The 24,864-nt window shown below is 66.5% G+C and carries 27 protein-coding genes; 10 read left to right on the forward strand and 17 right to left on the reverse strand.

From position 1 onward, the window contains the following. Positions 1-4 precede the first annotated feature (4 nt). From tuf to FN976_RS23450, 9 genes are all read right to left on the reverse strand, one after another. A complete protein-coding gene (gene tuf, locus FN976_RS23410) occupies positions 5-1,195 on the reverse strand; it encodes an elongation factor Tu (protein WP_145895500.1) in 1,191 nt (396 codons plus the stop codon). 112 nt (positions 1,196-1,307) lie between these two features. Continuing rightward, positions 1,308-3,410, reverse strand: a complete 2,103-nt coding sequence (gene fusA / locus FN976_RS23415; protein WP_145895501.1) for an elongation factor G — start codon at positions 3,408-3,410, stop codon at positions 1,308-1,310. A gap of 77 nt (positions 3,411-3,487) precedes the next feature. After that, the gene (gene rpsG / locus FN976_RS23420) at positions 3,488-3,961 is read right to left on the reverse strand and encodes a 30S ribosomal protein S7 (protein WP_145895502.1); all 474 of its coding nucleotides are present in this window, start codon (positions 3,959-3,961) and stop codon (positions 3,488-3,490) included. 145 nt (positions 3,962-4,106) lie between these two features. Further along, positions 4,107-4,484: a 30S ribosomal protein S12 gene (rpsL, locus tag FN976_RS23425; protein ID WP_145895503.1), complete on the reverse strand. Its 378-nt coding sequence runs from the start codon at positions 4,482-4,484 to the stop codon at positions 4,107-4,109. A 194-nt stretch (positions 4,485-4,678) separates the two neighbouring features. Further along, complete coding sequence (locus FN976_RS23430) at positions 4,679-5,842, reverse strand: D-alanyl-D-alanine carboxypeptidase family protein (protein WP_145895504.1); 1,164 nt, start codon at positions 5,840-5,842, stop codon at positions 4,679-4,681. Further along, the gene (locus tag FN976_RS23435; protein ID WP_145895505.1) at positions 5,839-6,471 is read right to left on the reverse strand and encodes an alpha/beta hydrolase; all 633 of its coding nucleotides are present in this window, start codon (positions 6,469-6,471) and stop codon (positions 5,839-5,841) included. Before FN976_RS23435 ends, FN976_RS23430 begins: the two co-directional genes overlap by 4 nt. Continuing rightward, the gene (locus FN976_RS23440) at positions 6,471-6,809 is read right to left on the reverse strand and encodes a (2Fe-2S) ferredoxin domain-containing protein (protein WP_145895506.1); all 339 of its coding nucleotides are present in this window, start codon (positions 6,807-6,809) and stop codon (positions 6,471-6,473) included. Before FN976_RS23440 ends, FN976_RS23435 begins: the two co-directional genes overlap by 1 nt. Further along, positions 6,806-7,939 carry a VanZ family protein gene (locus FN976_RS23445; protein ID WP_145895507.1) on the reverse strand — a complete coding sequence of 378 codons (1,134 nt, stop codon included), beginning with the start codon at positions 7,937-7,939 and terminating at the stop codon, positions 6,806-6,808. Before FN976_RS23445 ends, FN976_RS23440 begins: the two co-directional genes overlap by 4 nt. Next, entirely contained in the window at positions 7,936-8,358 is a 423-nt protein-coding gene (locus FN976_RS23450; protein ID WP_145895508.1) for a CopD family protein, read from the reverse strand. Before FN976_RS23450 ends, FN976_RS23445 begins: the two co-directional genes overlap by 4 nt. A 212-nt stretch (positions 8,359-8,570) precedes the next feature. Here FN976_RS23450 and hemB point away from each other — a divergent pair, with 212 nt between their 5' ends. The 4 genes from hemB to FN976_RS23470 are packed head-to-tail and all read left to right on the forward strand — an operon-like array spanning position 8,571 to position 11,987. Further along, complete coding sequence (hemB, locus tag FN976_RS23455; RefSeq protein WP_145895509.1) at positions 8,571-9,572, forward strand: porphobilinogen synthase; 1,002 nt, start codon at positions 8,571-8,573, stop codon at positions 9,570-9,572. A 9-nt stretch (positions 9,573-9,581) separates the two neighbouring features. After that, complete coding sequence (locus FN976_RS23460; RefSeq protein ID WP_145895510.1) at positions 9,582-10,688, forward strand: magnesium transporter CorA family protein; 1,107 nt, start codon at positions 9,582-9,584, stop codon at positions 10,686-10,688. Beyond that, on the forward strand, positions 10,685-11,242 hold the full coding sequence (locus FN976_RS23465; RefSeq protein WP_255440763.1) for a DUF1003 domain-containing protein: 558 nt from the start codon (positions 10,685-10,687) through the stop codon (positions 11,240-11,242). The genes FN976_RS23460 and FN976_RS23465 overlap by 4 nt, the downstream gene beginning before the upstream one ends. 10 nt (positions 11,243-11,252) lie before the next feature. Next, positions 11,253-11,987: a DUF72 domain-containing protein gene (locus tag FN976_RS23470; protein ID WP_145895511.1), complete on the forward strand. Its 735-nt coding sequence runs from the start codon at positions 11,253-11,255 to the stop codon at positions 11,985-11,987. Here FN976_RS23470 and FN976_RS23475 read toward each other — a convergent pair. From FN976_RS23475 to FN976_RS23485, 3 genes are read right to left on the reverse strand one after another with little or no spacing between them, the layout of a single operon-like run. Beyond that, entirely contained in the window at positions 11,978-12,625 is a 648-nt protein-coding gene (locus FN976_RS23475) for a glutathione S-transferase family protein (protein WP_145895512.1), read from the reverse strand. The two genes, FN976_RS23470 and FN976_RS23475, sit on opposite strands and share 10 nt — an antisense overlap. Continuing rightward, complete coding sequence (locus FN976_RS23480; protein ID WP_145895513.1) at positions 12,622-13,506, reverse strand: amidohydrolase family protein; 885 nt, start codon at positions 13,504-13,506, stop codon at positions 12,622-12,624. Before FN976_RS23480 ends, FN976_RS23475 begins: the two co-directional genes overlap by 4 nt. A 4-nt stretch (positions 13,507-13,510) precedes the next feature. Beyond that, entirely contained in the window at positions 13,511-14,194 is a 684-nt protein-coding gene (locus tag FN976_RS23485) for a dienelactone hydrolase family protein (RefSeq protein ID WP_145895514.1), read from the reverse strand. Positions 14,195-14,317: 123 nt separating this feature from the next. Between FN976_RS23485 and FN976_RS23490 the strand changes: the two genes are divergently transcribed. Genes FN976_RS23490 through FN976_RS23500 form a run of 3 tightly spaced genes read left to right on the forward strand, consistent with a single transcriptional unit; the run spans position 14,318 to position 16,212 of the window. Beyond that, on the forward strand, positions 14,318-15,064 hold the full coding sequence (locus FN976_RS23490) for an SDR family oxidoreductase (RefSeq protein WP_145895515.1): 747 nt from the start codon (positions 14,318-14,320) through the stop codon (positions 15,062-15,064). Continuing rightward, on the forward strand, positions 15,064-15,567 hold the full coding sequence (locus FN976_RS23495) for a MaoC family dehydratase (protein WP_145895516.1): 504 nt from the start codon (positions 15,064-15,066) through the stop codon (positions 15,565-15,567). The genes FN976_RS23490 and FN976_RS23495 overlap by 1 nt, the downstream gene beginning before the upstream one ends. Next, positions 15,568-16,212 (forward strand): MarC family protein, encoded by a 645-nt coding sequence (locus FN976_RS23500; protein WP_145895517.1) that lies wholly within the window; start codon positions 15,568-15,570, stop codon positions 16,210-16,212. A gap of 1 nt (position 16,213) precedes the next feature. Here the strand turns inward: FN976_RS23500 and FN976_RS23505 are convergent, their stop codons facing one another. Further along, positions 16,214-16,801 carry a hypothetical protein gene (locus FN976_RS23505; protein WP_186511130.1) on the reverse strand — a complete coding sequence of 196 codons (588 nt, stop codon included), beginning with the start codon at positions 16,799-16,801 and terminating at the stop codon, positions 16,214-16,216. 135 nt (positions 16,802-16,936) lie between these two features. Here FN976_RS23505 and FN976_RS23510 point away from each other — a divergent pair, with 135 nt between their 5' ends. The 3 genes from FN976_RS23510 to groL all read left to right on the forward strand — a co-directional run bounded on the left by FN976_RS23510 (position 16,937) and on the right by groL (position 20,679). Beyond that, positions 16,937-18,466 carry a winged helix-turn-helix domain-containing protein gene (locus FN976_RS23510; RefSeq protein ID WP_145895519.1) on the forward strand — a complete coding sequence of 510 codons (1,530 nt, stop codon included), beginning with the start codon at positions 16,937-16,939 and terminating at the stop codon, positions 18,464-18,466. A gap of 199 nt (positions 18,467-18,665) precedes the next feature. Beyond that, positions 18,666-18,986 carry a co-chaperone GroES gene (gene groES / locus FN976_RS23515; protein WP_145895520.1) on the forward strand — a complete coding sequence of 107 codons (321 nt, stop codon included), beginning with the start codon at positions 18,666-18,668 and terminating at the stop codon, positions 18,984-18,986. Positions 18,987-19,032: 46 nt separating this feature from the next. Then, positions 19,033-20,679, forward strand: coding sequence for a chaperonin GroEL (gene groL / locus FN976_RS23520; protein WP_145895521.1), 1,647 nt, complete (start codon positions 19,033-19,035; stop codon positions 20,677-20,679). 188 nt (positions 20,680-20,867) lie between these two features. On the opposite strand, the gene FN976_RS23525 is transcribed toward groL, so the two are convergent. Genes FN976_RS23525 through FN976_RS23540 form a run of 4 tightly spaced genes read right to left on the reverse strand, consistent with a single transcriptional unit; the run spans position 20,868 to position 24,864 of the window. Then, on the reverse strand, positions 20,868-21,236 hold the full coding sequence (locus tag FN976_RS23525; RefSeq protein WP_145895522.1) for a DUF805 domain-containing protein: 369 nt from the start codon (positions 21,234-21,236) through the stop codon (positions 20,868-20,870). 35 nt (positions 21,237-21,271) lie between these two features. Further along, the gene (gene pgi / locus FN976_RS23530) at positions 21,272-22,810 is read right to left on the reverse strand and encodes a glucose-6-phosphate isomerase (protein ID WP_145895523.1); all 1,539 of its coding nucleotides are present in this window, start codon (positions 22,808-22,810) and stop codon (positions 21,272-21,274) included. A gap of 3 nt (positions 22,811-22,813) precedes the next feature. After that, positions 22,814-23,761: a transaldolase gene (tal, locus tag FN976_RS23535; RefSeq protein ID WP_145895524.1), complete on the reverse strand. Its 948-nt coding sequence runs from the start codon at positions 23,759-23,761 to the stop codon at positions 22,814-22,816. A gap of 44 nt (positions 23,762-23,805) precedes the next feature. Next, positions 23,806-24,864: an ABC transporter ATP-binding protein gene (locus FN976_RS23540; RefSeq protein ID WP_145895525.1), complete on the reverse strand. Its 1,059-nt coding sequence runs from the start codon at positions 24,862-24,864 to the stop codon at positions 23,806-23,808.

Genomic DNA, 24,864 nt, shown 5'->3' on the forward strand with positions numbered 1-24,864 from the left:
GTGATTACTCCATGATCTTCGCAACGACACCCGAACCCACGGTCTTGCCGCCTTCGCGGATGGCGAAGCGCAAGCCTTCTTCCATGGCGATGGGGGCGATCAGCTTGACCGTGATGGTCACGTTGTCGCCGGGCATGACCATTTCCTTGTCCTTCGGCAGCTCGATCGCACCGGTCACGTCCGTCGTGCGGAAGTAGAACTGGGGGCGATAGTTGTTGAAGAACGGCGTATGACGGCCGCCTTCGTCCTTGGACAGGACGTAGATCTCGGCGGTGAAGTGCGTGTGCGGCTTCACGGAGCCGGGCTTGCACAGGACTTGCCCGCGCTGCACGTCTTCGCGCTTGGTGCCGCGCAGCAGGATGCCGACGTTGTCGCCAGCCTGGCCCTGGTCCAGCAGCTTGCGGAACATTTCCACGCCGGTGCAGGTGGTCTTGACCGTCGGGACGATGCCCACGATCTCGATTTCCTCGCCGACCTTGACCACACCGCGCTCGACGCGGCCGGTGACGACCGTGCCACGCCCGGAGATGGAGAACACGTCTTCCACCGGCATCAGGAAGGCACCGTCGACCGCGCGCGCGGGCTGCGGGAAGAAGGTGTCCATCGCGTCAGCGAGCTTCATGATCGCTTGCTCGCCCAGCGGGCCCTTGTCGCCCTCCAGGGCCAGCTTGGCGCTGCCGTGGATGATCGGGGTGTCGTCGCCGGGGAAGTCGTACTTGGTGAGCAGTTCGCGCACTTCCATCTCGACCAGCTCCAGCAGCTCGGCGTCGTCGACCATGTCGCACTTGTTCAGGAAGACGATGATGTTGGGCACGCCCACCTGGCGCGCCAGCAGGATGTGCTCGCGCGTCTGGGGCATCGGGCCGTCCGCGGCCGAGCACACCAGGATGGCGCCGTCCATCTGGGCGGCACCGGTGATCATGTTCTTCACGTAGTCGGCGTGGCCGGGGCAGTCGACGTGGGCGTAGTGGCGGTTCGCCGTCTCGTATTCCACGTGGGCGGTGTTGATCGTGATGCCGCGCGCCTTCTCTTCCGGGGCCGCGTCGATCTGGTCGTACGCCTTGGCTTCGCCGCCGAACTTGCTCGCCAGCACCGAGGTGATCGCCGCCGTCAGCGTGGTCTTGCCATGGTCCACGTGACCGATGGTGCCCACGTTCATGTGCGGCTTGGTCCGCTCGAATTTACCTTTTGCCATTTTTCAGATCTCCAAAGAGCAATGCCGGTGTATGGGTTTTAGGTCTGCATCGCGGTGCTTGCTCCCTCGCCACCGACGAACGAGGGGCCCACGATCGCAGACCGATCGCTTGTTACTTCGCTCGCGCGGCGATGATGGCTTCCGCCACGTTGCGCGGAGCTTCGCTGTAGTGCTTGAACTCCATCGTGTACGTGGCGCGGCCTTGCGACATCGAGCGCAGGGTCGTCGAGTAGCCGAACATCTCGGCCAGCGGCACTTCGGCCTTGATGGCCTTGCCGCCGCCGACCATGTCTTCCATGCCCTGCACCATGCCGCGGCGGGACGACAGGTCGCCCATCACGTTGCCGGCGTAGTCCTCGGGCGTCTCGACTTCCACGGCCATCATCGGCTCGAGGATGACCGGCTGGGCCTTCTTGGCGCCTTCCTTGAAGCCGAAGATCGCGGCCATCTTGAACGCCAGTTCGTTCGAGTCCACGTCGTGGTACGAACCGAAGTGCAGCGTGACCTTGACGTCGACCACCGGGTAGCCGGCCAGCACGCCTTGCGTGACGGCTTCGTTGATGCCCTTCTCGACCGCGGGAATGAATTCACGCGGCACCACGCCACCCTTGATGGCGTCGACGAATTCGATGCCCTTGCCGGCTTCGTTGGGTTCCAGCTTCAGCACGACGTGGCCGTACTGGCCCTTGCCGCCCGACTGGCGCACGAACTTGCCTTCGGCGTCTTCGACGACACGGCGGATCGTTTCGCGGTAGGCCACCTGGGGCTTGCCCACGTTGGCTTCCACGCCGAACTCGCGCTTCATGCGGTCGACGATGATTTCCAGGTGCAGCTCGCCCATGCCGGCGATGATGGTCTGGCCGGACTCTTCGTCGGTGCGCACGCGGAACGACGGATCTTCGGCGGCCAGGCGGTTCAGGGCGATGCCCATCTTTTCCTGGTCAACCTTGGTCTTGGGTTCCACGGCCTGCGCGATCACGGGCTCCGGGAACACCATGCGCTCGAGCATGACGATGGAGGACGGATCGCACAGGGTCTCACCCGTGGTGACGTCCTTCAGGCCCACGCAAGCGGCGATGTCGCCGGCGCGGATTTCGTCCACTTCGAGACGGTTGTTCGCGTGCATCTGCACGATCCGGCCGATGCGCTCTTTCTTGCCGCGGATCGGGTTGTACACGCTGTCGCCCTTGGACAGCACGCCGGAATAGACGCGCACGAACGTGAGCTGGCCCACGAACGGGTCGGTCATCAGCTTGAACGCCAGCGCCGAGAACTTCTCGTTGTCGTCGGCCTTGCGGAACACCGGCTGCTCGTCTTCGTCCATGCCCTTGACCGGGGGGATGTCCACCGGCGAAGGCATGAGCTCGATCACGGCGTCCAGCATGCGCTGCACGCCCTTGTTCTTGAAGGCGGTGCCGCACAGCATCGGCTGGATCTCGCCGGCGATCGTGCGGGTACGCAGGCCGTGGGTGATCTCTTCTTCCGACAGATCGCCCTCTTCCAGGTATTTGTTCATCAGCTCTTCGTTGGCTTCGGCCGCGGCCTCGACCATCTTCTCGCGCCATTCCTTGGCCTGTTCGACCAGCTCGGCGGGAATTTCCTCGAAGTTGAACTTCATGCCCTGGGACGCTTCGTCCCAGATGATGGCCTTCATCTTGCGCAGGTCGACCACGCCGGTGAAGTTCTCCTCGGCGCCGATCGGGATGACGATGGGCACCGGGTTGGCCTTCAGGCGGGCCTTCATCTGGTCATAGACCTTGAAGAAGTTGGCGCCGGTGCGGTCCATCTTGTTCACGAAGGCGAGACGCGGCACGCGGTACTTGTTGGCCTGGCGCCAGACCGTCTCGGACTGCGGCTGCACGCCGCCCACGGCGCAGTACACCATGCAGGCGCCGTCCAGCACGCGCATGGAACGCTCCACCTCGATGGTGAAGTCCACGTGGCCGGGGGTGTCGATGATGTTGATGCGGTGCTCGGGGAACGACAGGTCCATGCCCTTCCAGAAGCAGGTGGTCGCAGCCGACGTGATCGTGATGCCACGCTCCTGCTCCTGCTCCATCCAGTCCATCGTGGCCGCGCCATCGTGCACTTCGCCGATCTTGTGGTTCACACCCGTGTAGAACAGGATGCGCTCGGTCGTCGTCGTCTTGCCGGCGTCGATGTGCGCGGAGATACCGATGTTGCGGTACCGCTCGATAGGCGTTTTGCGGGCCATGATGATCTTTCGTTGAAAAGGGGAAAGGCCCGCTCGTGGCGGGCCCCATTCCCAGATGCTTCAGATGGGGGCGTTTCTTAGAAGCGGAAGTGCGAGAAGGCCTTGTTGGCCTCGGCCATGCGGTGCACTTCGTCGCGCTTCTTCATGGCGCCGCCGCGGCCTTCCGTGGCTTCCATGAGTTCGTTGGCGAGGCGCAGGGCCATCGACTTCTCGCCGCGCTTCTTCGCGGCTTCCTTCAGCCAGCGCATCGACAGCGCCAGGCGGCGCACCGGGCGCACTTCAACCGGCACCTGGTAGTTCGCGCCGCCGACACGGCGGGACTTGACCTCGACCATGGGCTTCACGTTGTTGATGGCCAAGGTGAAGGCCTCGACCGGGTCACGGCCGGGGTTCTTCTTCTCGATCTGCTCGAGGGCACCGTAGACGATGCGCTCGGCGATCGCCTTCTTGCCGCCTTGCATGATGACGTTCATGAACTTGGCGAGCTCGACATTGCCGTACTTGGGATCCGGCAGGATTTCACGTTTGGGGACTTCGCGACGACGTGGCATTTTTTCACCTCTTGATTTGCTTCAGCTGGCCCTCGAAGGACCCAGGGCGCCATCCTGGCGGCCCGCTTACTCGACCCGACAGTGGGTCACTACGCTTCGATTCAGCCTGCCAGGGCCGAACGAGCACCGACAAACAAAAACTCTCTTAGGCCTTCTTCGGACGCTTGGCGCCGTACTTCGAGCGGGACTGCTTGCGATCCTTGACGCCTTGCAGGTCAAGGGAGCCGCGCACGATGTGGTAACGCACACCGGGCAGATCCTTCACGCGGCCGCCGCGCACCAGGACCACCGAGTGTTCCTGGAGGTTGTGGCCTTCGCCGCCGATGTACGAGATGACTTCGAAGCCATTCGTCAGGCGGACCTTGGCGACTTTACGAAGGGCCGAGTTCGGCTTCTTCGGCGTCGTGGTGTACACGCGCGTGCACACGCCCCGGCGCTGGGGGCTGTTCTGCATCGCGGGGCTCTTGGATTTGGTCTTTTCGACCTCCCGCCCGTGACGCACCAGTTGATTGATGGTTGGCATTAAAAAACGTCCCTAAACGTTCACTGAAATCCGCGGTTGCGGCAAAAGAAAAAGCGAAAGCAATTCCCGCCCCAAATTGCGGGAAAGCCCGCGAGTATATCCCGGGACGGGGAAACTGACAACGCAGAGGCCTTGGCCGAGCGTTGTCATCCCCGCGGGAGGAGCGCAGCGTACGTGGGGACCCAGGACCGGAATTACCGGATCCAGAGCCGGATCGCGTCCCAGGCCCGGCCGAAGATGCCGGCCTGCTCCACGGTTTCCAGGGCCACCAGCGGCATTTCCCGCAGGACCTGGTCGCCGGCCAGGACTTTCAGGGTCCCGACCTGCTGGCCCTTGGTGAAAGGGGCCACCAGCGGGTCCGGGCGGACGACCTGCGTCTTGATCTTGCTGCCGCTGCCGGCCGGCACGGCCAGCACCAGCGGTTGCGCCTGGCCCAGCTTCACCGTCTTCACGGCGCCCTTCCAGACCTGCGGCTCGACCACGGCCTGCCCCCCTTCGAACAGCTTCAGCCCCTCGTAGGCGGTGTAACCCCAATTCAGCAGCTTCTGCGCTTCATTGGCCCGGCTGGTCTCGCTCGACGCCCCCAGGACGATGGCCAGCACGCGCCGGCCAGCCAGGTTGGGAAAGTCGCGCTTGGCCGTGGCGATCAGGCAATAGCCGGCCGCCTCGGTGTGCCCGGTCTTCAGGCCATCCACCGTCGGATCGCGGAACAGCAGCATGTTCCGGTTGGTGTCGTTGGCGGTCGGTGTGCCCTGGTAGCGGTACTTCCGGATGGAGTAGTAACCCACGTAGTCCGGGAAATCCTGGATCAGGCGAGCCGACAGGATGCTCAGGTCGCGCGCGGTGGTGGTATGTCCCGGTGCCGTCAGGCCCTCCGGATTCTTGTACCCCGTGTTCTTCATTCCCAGCGCCTTGGCCTGCTGGTTCATCAGCTCGACGAAACGTTCGACGGTTCCGGCCACCCCTTCGGCCAACGCGACCGTGGCGTCGTTGCCGGACTGCACGATCATCCCCTTGATCAGGTCTTCCACCGGCACCTGCATCTTCGGGTCGATGAACATCCGCGATCCCGGCATCTTCCAGGCGCGCTCGCTGACCGGCAGGGCCTGCTTCAGGTCGATCTTCTTCGCCTTCAGGGCATCGAAGACGAGGTAAGCGGTCATCAGCTTGGTCAGCGACGCGGGCTCCACCGGGGAGTCAGGCTCGCGCGCGCCCAGGACCTGGTTGGCGGACACATCCAGCACCAGGAAACTGCGGGCCGCCACCTCGGGCGGCTGCGGCACCTGGGCCGAGGCGGCCAGGCAGGCCAAAGCAAGCAGGGGCGCAAAGAGCACCCGCATCCAACGCGTTCTTCTCATGGGATTTGTCGGCCGAGGTGGCGTGCCACCAGATTCTTCAAGAGCGGTAATTGTCCGTGAAAGAAATGCTCCACGCCGGGAATGACCGTAACTGGCAGTGACTGCGGCCGCGCCCAGTCGAGCACGGCGGCCAGCGGCACCGTGTCGTCCTGCTCGCCATGGATGACCAGCGCGCGCTCATGGCTCGCGGCCGGCAACGCCGGCACGGCGAAGCGCGCCGCGGCGGTCCCGACCAGCACCAGGTGCCGCACGTCACGCGGCTCCCAGAGCGCAGCCGCGCACTGGGCCGTGACGAAAGCGCCGAACGAGAAGCCGGCCAGCGCCAGCGGCCCTTGCGGGACGGCCTGCCGGATGAGCGCCTGCATGTCGTCGGCTTCGCCACGACCGTCGTCATGCGCGCCTTCGCTCGTGCCCACGCCGCGGAAGTTGAAGCGCAGCGCCGTCCAGCCGCATTGCACGAAGGCACGGGCCAGCGTCTGCACCACCTTGTTGTCCATGGTGCCGCCGAACAGCGGATGCGGGTGGGCAATGACGGCGACGCCATGCGGCGTGCCTTCGGGCTGGTCGCGCAAGGCCTGGATCCGGCCGGCGGCGCCGGCAAACTCCAGCCGTTCGGTTCGAACGTTCATCAGCGGCCCAGGTGCGGGGGCGTGAGCAACCGTTCGACGACCTTGCCGTTCTGCAGGTGCGATTCGACGATTTCGTCGATGTCGTTCTGGTCCACATAGGTGTACCAGACCCCCTCGGGATACACCACGGCGATGGGGCCTCCCTGGCAGCGGTCGAGGCAACCGGCCTTGTTGACCCGCACCTTGCCGGGGCCGGCCAGGCCGCGCGCTTTCACCTGGGACTTGCAGCGGTCAAATGCGGCCTGGGCGTTATGGTCGGCGCAGCAGGCTTCGCCGTTCTCCCGCTTGTTCAGGCAGAAGAAGATGTGGTGGCCGTAGTAGGAAGTCGCTTCGCTCATCGCGAAATTGTAGGAGCCGCATCGCGCCGCGACACCCGCAGGAGCACATAAACCATCGCCGCGTATGGCCACAGCCAGCCCAGCCACTGCGCCAGCCCGTGAAAGCGGATGAAGCGGCCCTGTTCCCAGGCTTGCAGCGTGTCGGCGAAATAGGCGCTGGCCGGCGCCTGGTTGAGCACGCTCAGGTGCACGGCCAGGGCCAGCAACATCAGCGCGGCGCAGCCGCGGCGCGGCAGACCGGTGACCGCCAGTGCCAGGGCCAGGCCGAAGGCGAGACCCACCCGCACCGGCAGGCTCAGCCAGGCCCAGGCATGGTCGGGCCCCCAGCTCAGTGCGGCCGACAGGGCGGTCGCCCCGACGCCCGCCGCCACGATGGCCAACGCGAACACGGCGCGTCGGCCCACGGTCTGCAGCACCGAATAGCCCAGCAGGCAGGGGATCAACGCCCCCAGTCCGACGCACAGAAGCTCCGCCGCCGGCACCAGCGGCTGCATCTCCACCTCGCGCAACGGCATCCATTCCAGGAATGGGGTGTCCTGCAGCCATTCAGCCATGCTGACTTCCAGGCGCTCCAGCACCTGCCCCAGGCTCAGCGGCACCGCCGCAGGGAAAAGCAGCGCGAACGGCCACAAGGCGATCAGGACCAGCGCGCCGCGGGCCTCGGGGACGAACCAGCGGTCGCGGAAGCGGCTCCACCGGTCGATCCAGCCGGCCAGTTCCAGGCCGGCCGCCGCGACGGCGCCGACCAGCGTGCCGGCAACGTTCAAGGCGAAATCAACGTTGGAGGGCACGCGGTAGGGCAGGTAGCTCTGCAGCGCTTCCATCGCCAGGGCCAGCCCGGCACCCGCCAGCGTGGCCACGGCGATCGCCGAGCGGTTGCCGGTCGCGGCGAAGCGCAGGGCACCGCGCCGCAAGGAGCTCAGCGCCAGCAGGAAACCCAGCGGCACATAGCCCACCACGTTGGCCGCGAAGTCGAACCAGGTCCAGTACTTCGGCCAGGGACTCGCCAGGAACTCCCACGGGGCGATGCCCTGGTCGCGCCAGCCGGAGAACGGGTAGAGGCTGGCGTAGACGATCAGCGCCGCGTAGGCCTCGGCCAACGGCCACGCTGAAGTTTTGTGGCGGTTCAAAACGGCTTCACCACCACGAGCACCACGGCCGCGGCCAGCAGGAAGACGGGCAGCTCGTTGAACCAGCGGAACCAGGTGTGGCTGTGGCGATCCGTGCCGGCCTCGAGCTTGCGCAGCAGCGCCGCGCATGCATGGTGATATCCGATGGTGAGCGCGACCGCCGCCAGTTTGGCGTGCATCCAGCCGCTGCCGCGGCCGATGCCCCACCCCAGCCACAGCCACAATCCCAGGCCCAGGGCGGGAATCGCCAACAGGGTGGTGAAGCGCAGGAGCTTGCGGGCCATCAACAGCAGGCGGCGCCGCTCGGCGTCCGATTGCGGCTCCACCAGCGCCAGGTTCACGAAGATGCGCGGCAGGTAGAACAAGCCGGCGAACCAGCTGGCCACGAACACGATGTGGAACGCCTTGACCCAGAGCATGGCGCGAGTTTAAAGAGCGGAGCAGGCGATTCGGGCTGGTTTCGGCCTCACAAAAAAACCCCGGCCTGAAAGCCGGGGCTGGGAAGCCTTTTTGCTGTCACACATCAAGGCGCCCGCTCAGGGAGGAAAAGCGGGGAGCGGCAAGCCGCCCACATGTAATTTAACAAACCATGGGAAGTGTTTCAAGCCGCGCATGGGGCACAATTTTCGCTATGACCCTGCACGCCCCTTTTCCGACCGGACGGCCTCGACGGCTGCGCCGGGACGGATTCACCCGGAACCTGGTTCGTGAGAACGCCCTGACGGCGCACGACCTCATCTACCCGGTGTTCGTGCTGGAGGGCCGCGGGCGCAGGGAAGCGGTGGCGTCGATGCCGGGCGTGGATCGCCTGAGCCTGGACCTGCTGTTGCCTGTCGCGGCGCAATGCGTGGAGCTCGGCATTCCGGTGATGGCGCTCTTCCCGGTGATCGATGCGCGCCTGAAAACGCCCGACGGACGGGAAGCGTGCAACCCGGACGGGCTGGTGCCGCAAGTGGTGCAGGCCCTCAAGCGCGAGTTTCCGCAATTGGGCGTGATGACCGACGTCGCGCTCGACCCCTTCACCAGCCATGGCCAGGACGGCCTGCTGGATGACACCGGCTATATCCTGAACGACGAGACGGTCGAAGTGCTGATCCAGCAGGCGCTCACCCAGTCGCAGGCCGGCGTGGACATCGTCGCCCCCTCCGACATGATGGACGGGCGCATCGGGGCGATCCGCGCCGCGCTGGAGGCGCGCGGCGACATCCACACCAGGATCATGGCCTACAGCGCCAAGTACGCGAGCGCCTTCTACGGCCCCTTCCGCGACGCCGTGGGCTCGGCGGGCAACCTGGGCAAGAGCGACAAGAAGGTCTACCAGATGGACCCCGGCAACACCGACGAAGCCCTGCGCGAAGTGGCCATGGACATCGCCGAGGGCGCCGACATGGTGATGGTGAAGCCGGGCATGCCTTACCTCGACGTGCTGCGGCGGGTGAAGGACGAGTTCCGCGTGCCCACCTTCGCCTACCAGGTGTCCGGCGAATACGCGATGCTGAAGGCGGCGGCCGCCAACGGCTGGCTCGACCACGATGCCGTGATGATGGAAAGCCTGCTCGCCTTCAAGCGGGCGGGCGCCGATGGTGTGCTGACTTATTTCGCGCTGGATGCCGCGCGCCGGCTGCGGGCCTGATCGCCGCGGATGCAGATCGTCGAATTCGGCGCCGGCACGCTGCGCTTCCTGGACCAGGTGCCGCAGCGGGCGCCCGAGGGTGGCTTCGTCTGGATCTACCTGGAGCGCGAGTCGCTGGAGCAGGAACTGCCGGCGGTGCAGCGGGCTGCGCAGGCACTGGGCGGCTCGCCCGTGCTCGACCTGCATGTGAAGGACCTCGCCAACCGCGCGCATCCCTCGTACTACGACTACACGTCCATCTACGACATCGTGACGTTCCGCCGCCTGGCGACGGAAGCCGAAGTCCTCGCGGAATTGGGCGAGGCCGCGTCGGAGAAAAGAAGCGGCCAGCGTCTCGGCGCCTTCAGCCGCATCCGGACGCGCGCCGTCAGCTTCGTGGTGTTCGACCGGCTGCTGATCACGGTGCATCCGGCCGGCTGCTTTGCCGCGCGCTCGTTCATCGAACGGTACCTGAGCGACGCCGTGCAGGCGGAGGGGCTGAACGCCGCGGCGCGCAGCCGGCTGCCGATCAGCTCGGCCGACCTGATGCTGCGCATGCTCAACGTGATGGTCGACAACTACCTGGACCTGCGCAAGGTGCTCGGAACCGAGATGGACCAGTGGCAGCAGTCGCTGCTGGGACCGGACAGCCGGGCCGCCGACTGGGCCGCCCTGATGACCGCGCGCAACGCGCTGCATACGCTGGAAGACCTGTGCGAGGAGCAGAACGACGCCATGCAGGAATGGCTGGACACGCAGCGCGAGCAACCCGCGCCCTGGATGCAGCAGGTCGAGCGCGACAGCCTGCTGGCCCGCGCCCGGGACGTGGTGGAACACATCCAGCGGGTCGTGCACCACCTGCGCCGCATGGAGCAAGGCGCGGAAACGGCGGTGCAGATCCATTTCTCCGCGCAAAGCAACAGAACCAATGAGACGATGCGCACGCTCACGGCGCTCACCGCCATCTTTCTGCCGCTGAACCTGATCGCCGGCATCTTCGGCATGAATTTCGACGTGCTGCCCCTCACGAAACTGGCATCGGGGTTCTGGTGGACCCTGGGCGCGATGGCGCTGATCGCGGCCGTGCTGGCACTGGTGTTCCGCCACAAGCGCTACCTCGCGCGGGGCGGGCGGTGACAGCGCACGAGAAGACGCCCCCCTACCGCAAGCCGCGCAGCGTGGCCGACGTCACGCGCGAGAACGTGCGGGCCATGCGCCAGCTCGAGGACTTGGCCGTGGCCAAGCGCTCGACAGCGGACCGGATCGCCGAGTTCGTCGCGCAGTTCTGCGGCAGCATCGTCTTCGTCTGGATCCACGTCGCGCTGTTCGCCGGCTGGATCGCCTGGAACGTGCTGCCGGGGCTGCCGCACTTCGATCCCTACCCCTTCACCTTCCTCACGCTCTGCGTGTCGCTCGAAGCCATCTTCCTTTCCTCCTTCATCCTGATCAGCCAGAACTACGAGATGCGCGTGACCGAGCGGCGCAGCCAGCTCGACTTGCAGATCAACCTCCTGGCGGAGCAGGAAAACACCAAGATGCTGCAATTGCTGGAGCTGATCGCCCGCAAGGTCGGCGCGACGGACCACGAGGACCCGGAGGTGGGGGCCCTGGAACAGGCAACACGGCCGGAGACGCTCGCGCGGCAGATCGAGGAGTCCTATCGCGCCGCCGTCCGCCAAAAGGCGGACTGAGGTTTCCCGCATGGCGGAGACCGGAGTCCGGATCGGCTGCGCCGGCTGGAGCTTGCCGGTCGCGCTGCAGCCGCACTTCGGCGCTGGTGACAGTCATCTGGCCCGCTATGCGACACGCCTGCCCGCCGTCGAGATCAATTCGTCCTTCCACCGGCCGCACACGCGGGCGCAGTACGCCCGCTGGGCGGCGATGGTGCCTGCCGACTTCCGGTTCTGCGTCAAGCTGCCCAAGGTCATCACCCACGAGTTGCGTCTCACGGGGTGCGAAGCGCCCCTGGACGCCTTCCTGGAACAGGCCGGCGGCCTCGGCGCCCGGTTGGCGGCACTGCTGGTGCAGTTGCCCCCCAGCCTGGCATTCGAGGCACGTGTCGCCACTGCTTTCCTCGAGACATTGCGCGGCCGCCACACAGGTGCGATCGCCCTGGAGCCGCGCCACGCGAGCTGGTTCACCCGGCCGGCGGAGGACCTGCTGCAGTCCCTTCACATGGCGCGGGTGCTGGCCGACCCGGTGCGGCACGCGGGGGGCGAGCGGCCCGGCGGCCACCCGGGCCTGGTCTACCTGCGCCTGCACGGCTCGCCGCGGGTCTACTACTCCGCGTATGACGGCAGCCTGCTGTCGGCGCTGGCGCGTCGAATCAGCCAGGCGCGCGACGCTGGTTCGGAAGTCTGGTGCATCTTCGACAACACCGCCTCGGGCGCCGCTGCGGCAAATGCGCTGGCATTGCGCGCAATGTGTCAGACGTAGGGCGGGGACAGCGCTTCCGCCGCCAGCACGCGCTGGACGGCAGGGCGCTCGAGCATGCGTCGCAGATAGGGACCCAGGTGCGGGCGTTCGCGCGCCTTCCCGCTTTCGAAATGCCGCGTCCAGCGGCACAGCGTGAAGATGTAGGGGTCGAGCGCGCTGTAGCGTTCGCCCAGTGCCCAAGGACCCGGCGCGGCCACCAACGCATCCAGCTGGTCCAGCATCGGGCCGATGCGTTCCTGCGCATGGCGCTTGAGTTCGGCCACGCCTGCCGCGTTGCCTTCGTCCATCCAGCGTTCGGGGTAGAAATAGACGATCAGGGTCGATTGCAGCGTGTTCGTCAGCCAAGCGAGCCACTTGTAGAAGTGCGCCCGCTCGGGTGTGCCCAACGCCGGCGCCAGCCGGGCCTGGGGATGCGTGTCGCACAGGTGCAGCACGATCGCGGCGGTTTCGTACAGCACCAGGTCGCCATCGCTCAGGACCGGAAGCAGGCCGTTCGGATTGAGCCGCAGGTAAGCAGGTGCCTTGTGCAGGTTCTGCGTGCGGTCCACGAGCACCCGCTCGAACGGGATCGCCAGCTCCTCCAGGAGGATGTGCGGCACCATGGCCGCGGTGCTGGGGTAATACAGCAGGCTGATCATTGCGGCGCCTTCAACCCGAAGAGCGCCGCGCCGTTGTCCCAGGCGATCCGGCGCGCCGCCTCCGGGGGCAGGCCGCCGAGCCAGGTGCGATAGCCCTTCATCAACTCATCGTAGTACTGCCAGCGCTGGTTGACCCAGGTGTCGGAGCCGATCAGGAACCGCGTCGGGTACTTGAGCAGCAGGGCCCGCCACTCGGGGCACAGCTTGCCGCCCTCGCAGGTGAGGCCGGGGCGATAGGAAAGCTCCCCCATGAGCAGCGGATAACGCGCGAACAGCTGGTCGACCCGGGCGGCGGGCGCACCGCCGATGCCGGTGTGCGCCCAGATCAGCCGAGACTTCTGGCCTTTGGCCGGCGGATGCGCCATCAGCAGGTCGATGGCCGTGTCGTCCACGTGCGCGAGCACCACCAGGTCCTTCTCCTCCGCCAGCGCCATCAGCTTGCGGGCGACCGGGCCGTTGGCGTTGGCGCTGTCGTACAGATGGAACTCGCCGATCCCGCGGAACGGGCCGGCCGCGGTCCCGCGCGCCAGTTCGGCCTGCACCATGTCGTAGATGGTGTCGTCGCGAAACCAGTTGTCGTAGTCGGCACGGTTGCGATAGAGCCGCACGAACGGCACGACCGTGACGCCCGCGGCGCGCGTCTCGGGCGCCTGTGCCAGCGACTTCGTGCCGTCGTTCGGGCGCGAGTTGGCCACGATCGCGCGCACGCCGTTGCGCTTCATGCGCGCCAGGACGTCGGGGACGGGATGCGGGCCGGAGCGGCCATCCCACGCTTCCTCGTTGTAGTGCAGGTGGGCGTCGAACAGCGGACCGGCGTAGTCGGCCGCGGCGGCGGTGCTCGCCCAGGCGAAGGCCAATGCGATGAAAATTTGCAGGCGCATTCGCTCAGCCAAGGTGCTTGGCGAAGAAGTCCAGGGTGCGCTGGCGCGCCAGCGTGGCTGCTTCGGCGTTGTACGAACCACGCTGGTCGCAGTTGAAGCCGTGGTTGGCGTGGTAGACGTGGACTTCCACTTCCGGGTGCGCTTTCTTGAACGCTTCCACGCTGTCCAGGGGGATCCAGTGGTCCTGGTCGCCGAAGTGCGCCAGCACCGGCACCTTGGGTTGGCGGGCGATCTCGTCGGGCGTGGTGACACCCCCGCCGTAGTACGGCACGGCAGCGCTCAATCCGTTCAACATGCAGGCCGCACGCCAGGTGAGCAGGCCGCCATAGCAGTAGCCCACGATCCCCACCTTGCCGCCTTGCGCGGCGTGGCCGATGGCCGCTTGCAAGTCCTGCATGACGCCTGGCGCGGGAAGGGCTTCCACTGCCGCCTTCAAAGCCATGCCGGCCGTCATGTCGTCGGGCTGGTAGCCCAGGTCCACGCCCGGCTTCACCCGATGGAAGGTGGACGGCGCCACCGCCAGGTAACCCGCCGCGGCATAGCCGTCGGCCACCGAGCGGATGTGCGAGTTCACGCCGAAGATTTCCTGGATCACCACCACGCCGCCTCTGGGCTGGCCCGCCGGCTGGGCAACGTAAGCGGGAATGGCCTGGCCGTCGGCGGCCTTGAGATCGATGAAACTGCCCATGGAATGCTCCTTGTTGGTCGTCGCGCAAAGGCGCGAGCTTCGCCCATCCGGCCCCGCCGCGTCAACCGGCCGGCGCGAAGGTCGCGCTTTTGATCTAATGGCAGGCTCTAAGGAGCAGAAGCCGTGAATCAAGTTCTCCTGGTGACGGGTGGCAGCCGCGGGATCGGCGCCGCCACGGCGCTGCTGGCGGCGGACGCCGGCCATGCGGTGGCCGTGAATTACACGAGCAACGAGGCGGCCGCCGAAAGCGTGGTGGCCGCCATCCGCAAGCAAGGCGGCAAAGCGCTGGCTGTCCAGGCCGACGTGGCGGACGAATCCCAGGTGCTTGCCATGTTCTCGCGGATCGACGCCCAACTCGGACGGCTGACAGGCCTGGTGAACAACGCGGGCGTCGTGGACGTCTCGGCGCGGCTCGACGAAATGAGCATGCAGCGCTGGAAGCGCATGTTCGACATCAACGTGATCGGCAGCTTGCTGTGCGCGCGCGAAGCCGTCCGACGGATGAGCACGCGTCACGGCGGCGGCGGCGGCGCGATCGTCAACCTCTCCAGCGCGGCGGCGCGACTCGGGTCGCCCGGGCAGTATCTGGATTACGCGGCGGCCAAGGGGGCGATCGACGCCTTCACGCTCGGCCTGGCGAAAGAAGTGGCTGCAGAAGGCATCCGCGTCAACGCGGTGCGGCCGGGGCTGATCGAGACCGAGATCCATGCATCGGGCGGCCTGCCGGACCGGGTGCGCGACCTGGCGCACCTGGTGCCGATGCAGCGGGGCGGCACCGCGGAGGAAGTCGCGCAAGCCATCGTGTGGCTGCTCTCGCCGCAGGCGAGTTACACCACCATGTCGCTGGTGGACGTTTCGGGAGGCCGCTGATGAGCATTCGCGTCTATTGGGAAGACCTGGAAGTCGGCAGCGTGCGCGACCTCGGGACCACCTCGGTTTCGCGCGAGGAGATCAAGGATTTCGCGGAGCAATACGACCCGCAACCCTTCCACATGGATGAAGTCGCGGGCAAGCATTCGCTGTTCGGGGGGCTGTGCGCGAGCGGGTGGCATACCTGCGCCCTGGCCATGCGCCTGACCGTCGACAATTTCCTGAACGAGTCGGCCAGCCTGGGCTCGCCCGGCCTGGAAAGCCTGCGCTGGCTGAAGCCGGTGTATCCGGACGACAAGCTGAGCCTGCGCCACACCATCCTGGAGTCGCGCCCCATGCGCCGCCGGCCGGACGCCGGCATGGTCCGCTCGCGCTGGGAGCTGAGCAACCAGAACGGCGACGTGGTGCTGGAGATGGAGGGCTACGGCATGTTCGGCCGGCGCCACAAGGCGACCGCCGAGGAACTGGCGCGCATCGACGCCGAACGCGCCGGCTCGGCCTGAATGGACTTCAAGCCGCTGATCACGCTGCTGGCCATCGTCAATCCGCTGGCGATCGTCCCGTTCTTCATCCACTACACGCAAGGCTTCGGCCGTGAGCAGCGCAAGCGCACGATCCTGGTCGCTTCGTTCTCCGCCTTCCTGGTGATCGCTGCCAGCGCCGTGCTGGGCATCCGCATCCTCGAGTTTTTCGGCATTTCGCTGGCCAGCTTCCAGGTGGGCGGCGGCATGCTCCTGCTCACCAGCGCGCTCAACATGCTGAATGCCAACCCGGCGGAAGCCAAGCCGAACACGCATGAAATGCAGGACGGCGCGGAGAAGGCGGCCATGGGCGCCAGCATCGCCGTCGTCCCCCTCACCATTCCACTGCTCACCGGGCCGGCGACGATGTCCACCGTGGTGATCTACGCGGAACGCGCGGCCACCGTGCTGCAACTGGCCGTGCTGGTCGGGTACGGCGTGGTGATCGGGCTGGTGACCGCGCTGTGCTTTTCGCTTGCCGGCCCGATCGCCCGGGTTCTCGGCAAGACCGGCATCAACGTCCTCACCCGGTTGATGGGGCTGATCCTGGCCGCACTCGCGGTGGAGGTCATGGCGGAAGGCCTGGGCAAGCTGTTCCCGGTTCTCGGCCGCGTGGCGGGCAGCTGACTCAACCGAACGCGTCCGCGCCCAGGCTCTGGATCCAGAAGTTCAGCAGTTCGCCGGAATGCAGCGGCTCGTTGCGCATCAGCAGTGCGTCGTCGGACCACAGGCCGTCCATGATGCGGGTGTGCGCCTGGCCTGTGGCGTCCACATGCCGCAGCAGGAAGCCCACGAACAAATGACCCTCGTCGCCCAATGTCGCGATGCGTACGATCCTGGTGCCGGCCGCCAGGCCCGGCGCGTCGATCGCAGTCGGAGCGCACCAGCGCTGGCCGCCGCCAGCCGACTCGCTGACCCATTGAACGCCCTCCTCGTTCGCGGCAATGACGACCATGCCGGCGCGCGCGCGCCCGACGGCGAACACCCTGGCCCGAAGGCCCGTGCTGATGAGGCGGCCCGCTCCCTGCCCCAGCGAAGGGATCTGGTAACTCCAGACGTAGCCATCGGGCCCGATGGAGAAGGACTCGTCGCGCCCATCCGGCGCCTCGATCAGGACGGTCTGGCGCCACATGACCGCGGCCGGCACCACGGCGGGTGGCAGGGCTCTCAAGCCGTTCCAGGGGGTGGGCTGGGCGGCGGATGGGTTCAGGTTCATGCAGGTGGCCTCGTGAGGGTGATGGGACCCGGTGCTGTCTGGGTTGTCGTTGGGCATGGACGAAGTGTTCCGCGGCAGGCGGCCGGCGTCCTTTATCGCCACTGCTTTCTCCTGAAAAGTTCTTAAACTGGCCCGATGGCACCTGAGCTCACGTTCTCCACGTTCACTTTGCGGGTGCACGAACGCCAGCTGCTCGCCGATGGCAGGCCGGTTTCGCTCGGCGCCCGCGCGTTCGACGTGCTTGCGGCGCTGGTCGCCCGCGCAGGCGAGCTGGTGAGCAAGTCCGAGCTGTTCGACCTGGTGTGGCCCGGACTGGTGGTGGAGGAAAACAACCTCCAGGTGCATATTTCCACGCTGCGCAAGCGCCTGGGCGCGGAGCTGATCGCGACCATCCCGGGCCGCGGCTACCGCTTCACCGCGCGCGTCACGCCGCGCGGCGACCTGGCCGCCGCACCACCCGCCGCGCAAGCCACGATGTCTGCCCGCTCGATCGCGGTGCTGCCCTTCACCAACCTCGGCACCGACCCCGACCAGGAGTACTTCTCCGACGGCCTGGCCGAGGACATCATCAACAAGCTGACGCGATCGCCGTGGCTGCACGTGATCGCGCGCAACTCGTCGTTCGCGTTTCGCGGGCGTGACGTGGTGGTGGCGCAGGCCGGCCGCGCGCTGGGTGCGCGCTATCTCGCCACCGGTACCGTGCGCCGTTCCGGCACCACCCTGCGTGTCTCGGCGGAACTCATCGACGGCCAGCGGCAGGAGACGCTGTGGGCGCAGCAATACGATCGCCCGCTGGCCGACCTGTTCCAGATCCAGAGCGAGATTTCCACGCAGATCGTGAGCACCATCGAGCCGGTGTACCTGCGGCGCGAGGAATACCTCACCAGCCAGTCCGTGACACCGGGCGTGGAGCACTGGGAGCTGTTGATGCGCGCGCGCTGGCACTTCTGGCGCAGCACTCGCGAGCATGTGGACCGCGCGCGCGACTGCCTGGCGCAGGCGCTGCAACGCAAGCCCGACGACCCCGCTTCGCTCTCGCTGCTGGCCTTCACCCACATGTCACGGGTCTGGGCGGGTTGGGCGCCGAATCCCCGTGAGGAGATCGTCGAGGCGAACCGGCTGGCGCTGCGCGCCGTGCGGCAGGACGACACGGACAGCTTCGCCCATTTCACGCTTGGCACCGCGCTTTCGTTCACCGGCAACATCCCGCAGGCGATCGCGGAGCTGGAACACGCCCTGGCGCTCTATCCGCAATTCGCGGCAGCCGCCGGCGAGCTCGGGCGGTTGCTGGCCTTCTCGGGCCGCACGTCCGAGGCCGTCGAATACGTACTGCAGGCCATCGACGCCAGCCCGCATGACCCGCACCTGAGCCTGTGGGTCCGCACCCGCGCCATTGCCAGCTTCGTCGACGGCGACTACGACGAGGCCTCGCGCTACGCGCGGCAGGCCGCGGCGAAGCGGCCGGACTGGTTCTTCAACTACTACCTGCTCGCCGCCTGCGAAGCCGGCGCGGGCCGTCTGGACACCGCCCGGCAGAGCCTCCAGCGTGCCCAGGCCTTTGGTTCCTATGGCATGCCCGCCTTGCAGGCGGGCCATCCCTTCACGGACCCCGCGCTGCTGGAGCGGTTCGCGGGCCACCTGCGCGAAGCGGGCTGGCCCGGCTGAGTTCGCCCGGTTTTTGACGGCGTAGTCGTCCGACTACACACCGCCGCGCTTGAAACCGACAGGAATTCCCTTATCATTAGCACTCGATGGAGCTGAGTGCTAGCAGCTGAGTCTGCCCGGCACCCTCCTCAGGTTAATGGGCGCTAACTTCGTTGGCGCCTTTTGGTTCCCAACCCTTGTTCTCATTGAAGGAGATGCAATGAAACTTCGTCCTCTGCACGACCGCGTGATCGTCAAGCGCCTCGAAAACGAAACCAAGACCGCGTCTGGCATCGTGATCCCCGACACCGCCGCCGAGAAGCCCGACCAGGGCGAAATCCTGGCTGTCGGCCCCGGCCGCAAGAACGACAAGGGTGAAGTCATCGCCCTGAACGTCGCCGTCGGCGACCGCGTCCTGTTCGGCAAGTACAGCGGCCAGACCGTCAAGGTCGACGGCGACGAGCTGCTGGTCATGAAGGAAGACGACCTGTTCGCCGTGGTCGAAGGCGCCCCCGCCGCCGGCCTGAAGAAGGTCGCCTGAGCGCCACCCGACCGGTCAACCCCCAACATCTCTGAGGTAAATACACATGGCAGCAAAAGACGTGATTTTCGGCGGCGACGCCCGCGCCCGCATGGTCGAAGGCGTGAACATCCTGGCCAACGCGGTCAAGGTGACCCTGGGCCCGAAGGGCCGCAACGTGGTGCTCGAGCGCTCCTTCGGTGCCCCCACCGTGACCAAGGACGGTGTGTCCGTGGCCAAGGAAATCGAGCTGAAGGACAAGCTCCAGAACATGGGCGCGCAGATGGTCAAGGAAGTCGCTTCCAAGACCAGCGACATCGCCGGTGACGGCACCACCACCGCCACGGTGCTGGCCCAGTCCATCGTCCGCGAAGGCATGAAGTACGTGGCCGCGGGCATGAACCCGATGGACCTGAAGCGCGGCATCGACAAGGCCGTGACGGCCCTGGTCGAAGAGCTGAAGAAGGCTTCCAAGGCCACGACCACCAGCAAGGAAATCGCGCAAGTCGGCTCGATCTCCGCCAACTCCGACGCCTCCATCGGCGAGATCATCGCCAAGGCGATGGACAAGGTCGGCAAGGAAGGCGTGATCACCGTCGAAGACGGCAAGTCGCTCGACAACGAGCTCGACATCGTCGAAGGCATGCAGTTCGACCGCGGCTACCTGTCGCCCTACTTCATCAACAACCCGGAAAAGCAATCCGCGCTGCTGGACAACCCGTTCGTGCTGCTGTTCGACAAGAAGATCAGCAACATCCGCGAACTGCTGCCCACGCTGGAGCAGGTTGCCAAGGCCGGCCGTCCGCTGCTGATCGTCGCGGAAGAAGTCGAAGGCGAAGCGCTGGCGACCCTGGTGGTCAACACCATCCGCGGCATCCTGAAGGTCGTGGCCGTCAAGGCGCCGGGCTTCGGCGACCGCCGCAAGGCCATGCTGGAAGACATCGCCATCCTGACGGGCGGCAAGGTCATCGCTGAAGAAGTCGGCCTGACGCTCGAGAAGGTGACCCTGGCCGACCTGGGCCAGGCGAAGCGCATCGAAGTGGGCAAGGAAAACACGACGATCATCGACGGCGCCGGCGCCGGCGCCGACATCGAAGCGCGCGTCAAGCAGATCCGCGTCCAGATCGAGGAAGCCACGTCCGACTACGACCGTGAGAAGCTGCAAGAGCGCGTGGCCAAGCTGGCCGGCGGTGTTGCCGTGATCAAGGTCGGTGCCGCGACCGAAGTCGAGATGAAGGAAAAGAAGGCCCGCGTCGAAGACGCCCTGCACGCCACGCGCGCTGCGGTCGAAGAAGGCATCGTGGCTGGTGGCGGCGTCGCGCTGCTGCGCGCCAAGCAATCGGCTGGCGCCATCAAGGGCGACAACGCCGACCAGGAAGCCGGCATCAAGCTGGTGCTGAAGGCGATCGAGTCGCCCCTGCGCGAGATCGTCTACAACGCCGGTGGCGAAGCCTCCGTCGTCGTGGCCGCCGTGCTGGCCGGCAAGGGCAACTACGGCTTCAACGCCGCCAACGACACCTATGGCGACATGATCGAGATGGGCATCCTGGACCCGACCAAGGTGACGCGCACTGCCCTGCAGAACGCCGCCTCCGTCGCGTCGCTGATGCTGACCACGGAAGCCATGGTCGCCGAAGCGCCGAAGGACGAGTCCCCGGCGCCTGGCGGTGGCGGCATGGGCGGGATGGGTGGCATGGGCGGGATGGATATGTAAGCTTTCACAGAGAAAACGCCTTGCGTTTTCTCTGTGGGCGGACATCCGTTCAGTCAGATCAAAAAGCCGGGCAGAGCCCGGCTTTTTTCATGGGAGTCGCGCTGCGTGTTACTACGCGCGACTGGTGCCCCTAGGGGAGCTGAAACTCCGTCGATCTGCCCGCCCGCCTTTGGCGGAGGCAGTGTTTGTCAGACGGCTCCTGGCGGCAGGGCGGCGGCGTCGGGCGGGGCGCCTGCGGCGGCACCATACTCGTTCGACTCGGGGCTGCTCGGCTGGACATACCAATACAGCAGCAGGAAGATGCCGATGCCGGTGAGGGCGATCAGCTGCCACCATCCGCTCTTGCCGATGTCGTGGAGGCGCCGGGTGGCAACGGCCAGGCTGGGGAGCAACACGCCGAGCGCGAGGATGCTGGACAACATCTCGCTGATCATGCCGGTGACGATCATGACGATGAAATAGGCGAGGGCGAAATACCAGTACTCGGACCGGCTGGCACGGCCGGAGAAATCAACGTACTTCTTCAGGCAAGTCTGGACTGCGGTGGTGAAGTTCATGGCGCCTCCTCGGCGGTTGGTGATGGCCGGGCCCATCATATCGGCGGGTGAATCCGGCGCAAGAGGCCGGCCGTCGAATCGTCCAGTCCATTCAGACTGAGCGATGTGAACCTTTGCGCAATGTCCTGCGCCAGCACCTTGCCCAGTTCGACGCCCCATTGGTCGAAGCTGTCGATGCCCCAGACACTGCCGCTGACGAACACACGGTGCTCGTGCAGGGCAAGCAGCGCGCCAAGGCTGGCCGGCGTCAGCGATTCCAGCAGGAAAAAAGTGCTGGGCCGGTTGCCCGGGAAATGGCGATGGCCGCCGGGATCGGGCTTGCCCTGCATCAGGGCCTGGGCCTGGGCCAGCGCATTCGCCAGCAGCAATTCGTGATGCACGGGCAGCGCATGCGCGGGCTGGCGCACCGCGATGAATTCGACCGGCACCGTGTCGGTGCCCTGGTGCAGCATCTGGAAGTAGGCATGCTGCCCGTTCGTGCCGGGCTCGCCCCACAGCACGGGTGAGGTCGCGAAGGGCAAGGGCTGGCCTTGCGCGTCCACCCTCTTGCCGTTGCTTTCCATCTCCAGTTGCTGCAGATACGCCGGCAGCCGTTTCAGCGCGCTGTGGTACGGCGCGATGCAGCGGCTGGTGAAGCCGTGAAAGTTGCGGTACCAGACGTCCAGCAGTCCCAGGCGCACCGGCAGGTTGCTTTCCAGCGGTTGCGAGCGGAAGTGCGCATCCATCGCGTTCGCGCCACGCAGCAAGTCCTGGAACTGCGCCGCGCCGATGGCGATGGCGATCGGCAAGCCGATGGTGGACCACAGTGAGTACCGCCCGCCGACCCAGTCCCAGAAGCCGAACGTCGACGTGATGCCGAAGTCGCGCGCTGCTTCCACGTTGGTGGTCAGGGCCGCGAAGTGGCGTGCCACGTCGCGTCCGCCCTGCTCCTCGAACCAGCGCCTGGCGGACCGCGCATTGGTCATCGTCTCGAGCGTGGTGAAAGTCTTGGAAGCGACCAGGAACAGCGTGTTCCCGGCCTTCAGGCCGCGCAGGACGCCGGCCAGTTCGTGGCCGTCGACATTGGAGACGAAGTGGAAGCGCTTGCCCGGGTCCCGGAAAGTTTCCAGCGCCGCCACCGCCATCTGCGGCCCGAGATCCGATCCGCCGATGCCGATGTTGACCACATCGGTGATCGCAGCGTCGGCGCGCACCTGTCCGGCGTAGGCGAGCATGGATTCCAGCGCCTGCCGCACCAGCACCGCGTCACCTTCGCCGGCTTCGCCACCCGCGCGCAGCAGCCAGTGCTTCACCGCGCGGCCCTCCGTGCTGTTGATGCGCTCGCCAGCGAACATGGCGTCACGATGCGCTTCAACGCCGCACTCCCGCGCGAGCTCGAACAACAGCGCTTCGGCTTCGCGGTCGATGAGGTTCTTCGAGAGATCCGCGAAGATCTCCGGAGCTTCCTGGCTGAACGCGTCGAAGCGTGCGCGGTCCGCGGTGAAAGCCTGCCGCAGATCGAAGCCTCGTCCTCGTTGCTCGAAGTGGCGATGCAGCCGGGGCCAGGCCGTGGTCGTGTCGCAGCGCACTCGCATGGCTCAGGCCGCCTGCATCAGTTTTTCGAGCTTCACGGCATCCACCGCGAAAGCCCGGATCCCCTCGGCGAGCTTCTCGGTCGCCATGGCATCCTCGTTCAACGCCCAGCGAAAGCTCGCCTCGTCATGGTTCACCGGCTCCAGCGCGACTGACCGCGCCGCCGCCGCGTCCAGCGCGCGCGCGACGGGTTGCTCCGAGGCCGCCAGCTGCGCCAGCAGTTCGGGGCTGATGGTGAGCAGGTCGCAACCAGCGAGCGCGAGGATCTGCCCGGTGTTGCGGAAGCTCGCGCCCATGACTTCGGTGGCGATCCCGAAGTGCTTGTAGTACTCGTAGATCTGGCGCACCGACTGCACGCCGGGATCGTTGGCACCGGCTCTTGCGGATTCGTCCCAGCTGCTGCCCGCTGTCTTCTTGTACCAGTCGTAGATGCGGCCCACGAAGGGCGAGATCAATTGCACCTTGGCCTGGCCGCACGCGATGGCCTGGCAGAAAGAGAACAGCAAGGTCAGGTTGGTGTTGATGCCGCGCCGCTGCAACCGGCCCGCCGCCTGGATGCCTTCCCACGTGGCCGCCACCTTGATGAGGACGCGATCGATCGGCACGCCCTCGGCTTCGTACAGCTCGACGATGCGTTCCGCGCGGGTGTAGGTCGCCTCCTCGTCGAAGCTCAGGCGCGCATCCACTTCCGTCGAGACGCGGCCCGGGATGATGCGAAGGATCTCCGTGCCGAAGCGCACCAGCAGGCGGTCCATCGTCTCGTCGAGCGGCTTGGCGCGGAAGCGCTCGACCGTCTCGCCGAGCAGCGGTGCGTACTCCGGCTTCTGCACGGCCTTCAGGATGAGCGAGGGATTGGTCGTCGCGTCCTGTGGACGGTACTGCGCGAGTTGCTTGAAGTCGCCGGTGTCGGCGACGACGGTGGTGAACTGCTTGAGCGCATCGAGTTGGTTCATGCGCGCATTATCGGCCGCGCTCTCGCGCTCGTGGCGTGCGGCGGTTACGAAACCGGAACGACCGACACCCCATGGTCGGCCAGCCGCAGGCCGACATCACAGCCCACGTTGAGCACGCGAGCCAGGTCCGCAGAAACCACGAAGATGGGCCCCAGTTCCGTCTCGAAGGTGTATTCGTAGTTGCTGCCCAGGTAAGCCGCCTTGGCCAGCCGGCCGTTCAATCCAGTGCCCGGTGGGCCGACCTGCCACGCTTCCGGCCGCACCGCGACCTTCACGACGCCTTCACCCATGGGCTGGCGCGGCTCGATCCGCAAAGGGCCCAGGCTGACGGTCCCGGCCGCGTCGGCCGACGCCGGGAACAGCATGGCCTCCCCCATGAAGCCGGCGACAAACTCGGTGGAAGGGGTCTCATAGAGCTGTTGCGGCGTGCCCGCCTGCGCGATGACACCGTGGTCCATCACGATGATCTGGTCGCTGACGGCCAGCGCTTCGCTCTGGTCGTGCGTCACGTAGGCCAAGGTGAGCTTCAGGCGCTGCTGCAGCGTGCGGATCTCTTCGCGCATTTCGCGGCGCAGGCGGGCGTCGAGGTTGGACAGTGGCTCGTCGAACAGCAGCACCGCCGGTTCGAGCACCAGCGCCCGGGCCAGGGCCACGCGCTGCTGCTGGCCGCCGGACAATTCGCTCGGCAGGCGCGTGTCGAAGCCCACCAGCCCCACGTTGCGCAGCGTCTCGGTGGCCCGCTCGCGCGCCTGCTCCTTGGGAATGCCCGACATGCGGAGGCCATACATGACGTTCTCCGCCACGTCCATGTGCGGGAACAGCGCATAGCTCTGGAACATCATGCTGACGTTGCGCTGCGCCGGGCCCAGGGTGGTGACGTCCTTGCCGGCGATGAGGATCTGGCCGGAAGTCGGCGACTCCAGGCCAGCGATCATGCGCAGCGTGGTCGTCTTGCCGCAGCCGGACGGTCCCAGGATGGTGGTGAGCGTCCCGTACTCGGCACGGAAGCTGATGCCCTTGACGGCCAGCGGACCGGCTGCATCGTTGCCATAGCGCTTGGTGACGCCGCGGAATTCGATGCCGGCTTCGGTGGGTTGGATCAT

It is taken from the genome of Caenimonas sedimenti (genome assembly GCF_007833165.1).
Lineage (GTDB): Bacteria > Pseudomonadota > Gammaproteobacteria > Burkholderiales > Burkholderiaceae_C > Ramlibacter > Ramlibacter sedimenti.

Coding starts and splice junctions, on each gene's coding strand:
- tuf (WP_145895500.1), bottom strand. CDS start 1,195: ATGGCAAAAGGTAAATTCGAGCGGACCAAGCCGCACATGAACGTGGGC.
- fusA (WP_145895501.1), bottom strand. CDS start 3,410: ATGGCCCGCAAAACGCCTATCGAGCGGTACCGCAACATCGGTATCTCC.
- rpsG (WP_145895502.1), bottom strand. CDS start 3,961: ATGCCACGTCGTCGCGAAGTCCCCAAACGTGAAATCCTGCCGGATCCC.
- rpsL (WP_145895503.1), bottom strand. CDS start 4,484: ATGCCAACCATCAATCAACTGGTGCGTCACGGGCGGGAGGTCGAAAAG.
- FN976_RS23430 (WP_145895504.1), bottom strand. CDS start 5,842: ATGAGAAGAACGCGTTGGATGCGGGTGCTCTTTGCGCCCCTGCTTGCT.
- FN976_RS23435 (WP_145895505.1), bottom strand. CDS start 6,471: ATGAACGTTCGAACCGAACGGCTGGAGTTTGCCGGCGCCGCCGGCCGG.
- FN976_RS23440 (WP_145895506.1), bottom strand. CDS start 6,809: ATGAGCGAAGCGACTTCCTACTACGGCCACCACATCTTCTTCTGCCTG.
- FN976_RS23450 (WP_145895508.1), bottom strand. CDS start 8,358: ATGCTCTGGGTCAAGGCGTTCCACATCGTGTTCGTGGCCAGCTGGTTC.
- hemB (WP_145895509.1), top strand. CDS start 8,571: ATGACCCTGCACGCCCCTTTTCCGACCGGACGGCCTCGACGGCTGCGC.
- FN976_RS23460 (WP_145895510.1), top strand. CDS start 9,582: ATGCAGATCGTCGAATTCGGCGCCGGCACGCTGCGCTTCCTGGACCAG.
- FN976_RS23470 (WP_145895511.1), top strand. CDS start 11,253: ATGGCGGAGACCGGAGTCCGGATCGGCTGCGCCGGCTGGAGCTTGCCG.
- FN976_RS23475 (WP_145895512.1), bottom strand. CDS start 12,625: ATGATCAGCCTGCTGTATTACCCCAGCACCGCGGCCATGGTGCCGCAC.
- FN976_RS23480 (WP_145895513.1), bottom strand. CDS start 13,506: ATGCGCCTGCAAATTTTCATCGCATTGGCCTTCGCCTGGGCGAGCACC.
- FN976_RS23485 (WP_145895514.1), bottom strand. CDS start 14,194: ATGGGCAGTTTCATCGATCTCAAGGCCGCCGACGGCCAGGCCATTCCC.
- FN976_RS23495 (WP_145895516.1), top strand. CDS start 15,064: ATGAGCATTCGCGTCTATTGGGAAGACCTGGAAGTCGGCAGCGTGCGC.
- FN976_RS23500 (WP_145895517.1), top strand. CDS start 15,568: ATGGACTTCAAGCCGCTGATCACGCTGCTGGCCATCGTCAATCCGCTG.
- FN976_RS23505 (WP_186511130.1), bottom strand. CDS start 16,801: ATGAACCTGAACCCATCCGCCGCCCAGCCCACCCCCTGGAACGGCTTG.
- FN976_RS23510 (WP_145895519.1), top strand. CDS start 16,937: ATGGCACCTGAGCTCACGTTCTCCACGTTCACTTTGCGGGTGCACGAA.
- groES (WP_145895520.1), top strand. CDS start 18,666: ATGAAACTTCGTCCTCTGCACGACCGCGTGATCGTCAAGCGCCTCGAA.
- groL (WP_145895521.1), top strand. CDS start 19,033: ATGGCAGCAAAAGACGTGATTTTCGGCGGCGACGCCCGCGCCCGCATG.
- FN976_RS23525 (WP_145895522.1), bottom strand. CDS start 21,236: ATGAACTTCACCACCGCAGTCCAGACTTGCCTGAAGAAGTACGTTGAT.
- pgi (WP_145895523.1), bottom strand. CDS start 22,810: ATGCGAGTGCGCTGCGACACGACCACGGCCTGGCCCCGGCTGCATCGC.
- tal (WP_145895524.1), bottom strand. CDS start 23,761: ATGAACCAACTCGATGCGCTCAAGCAGTTCACCACCGTCGTCGCCGAC.
- FN976_RS23540 (WP_145895525.1), bottom strand. CDS start 24,864: ATGATCCAACCCACCGAAGCCGGCATCGAATTCCGCGGCGTCACCAAG.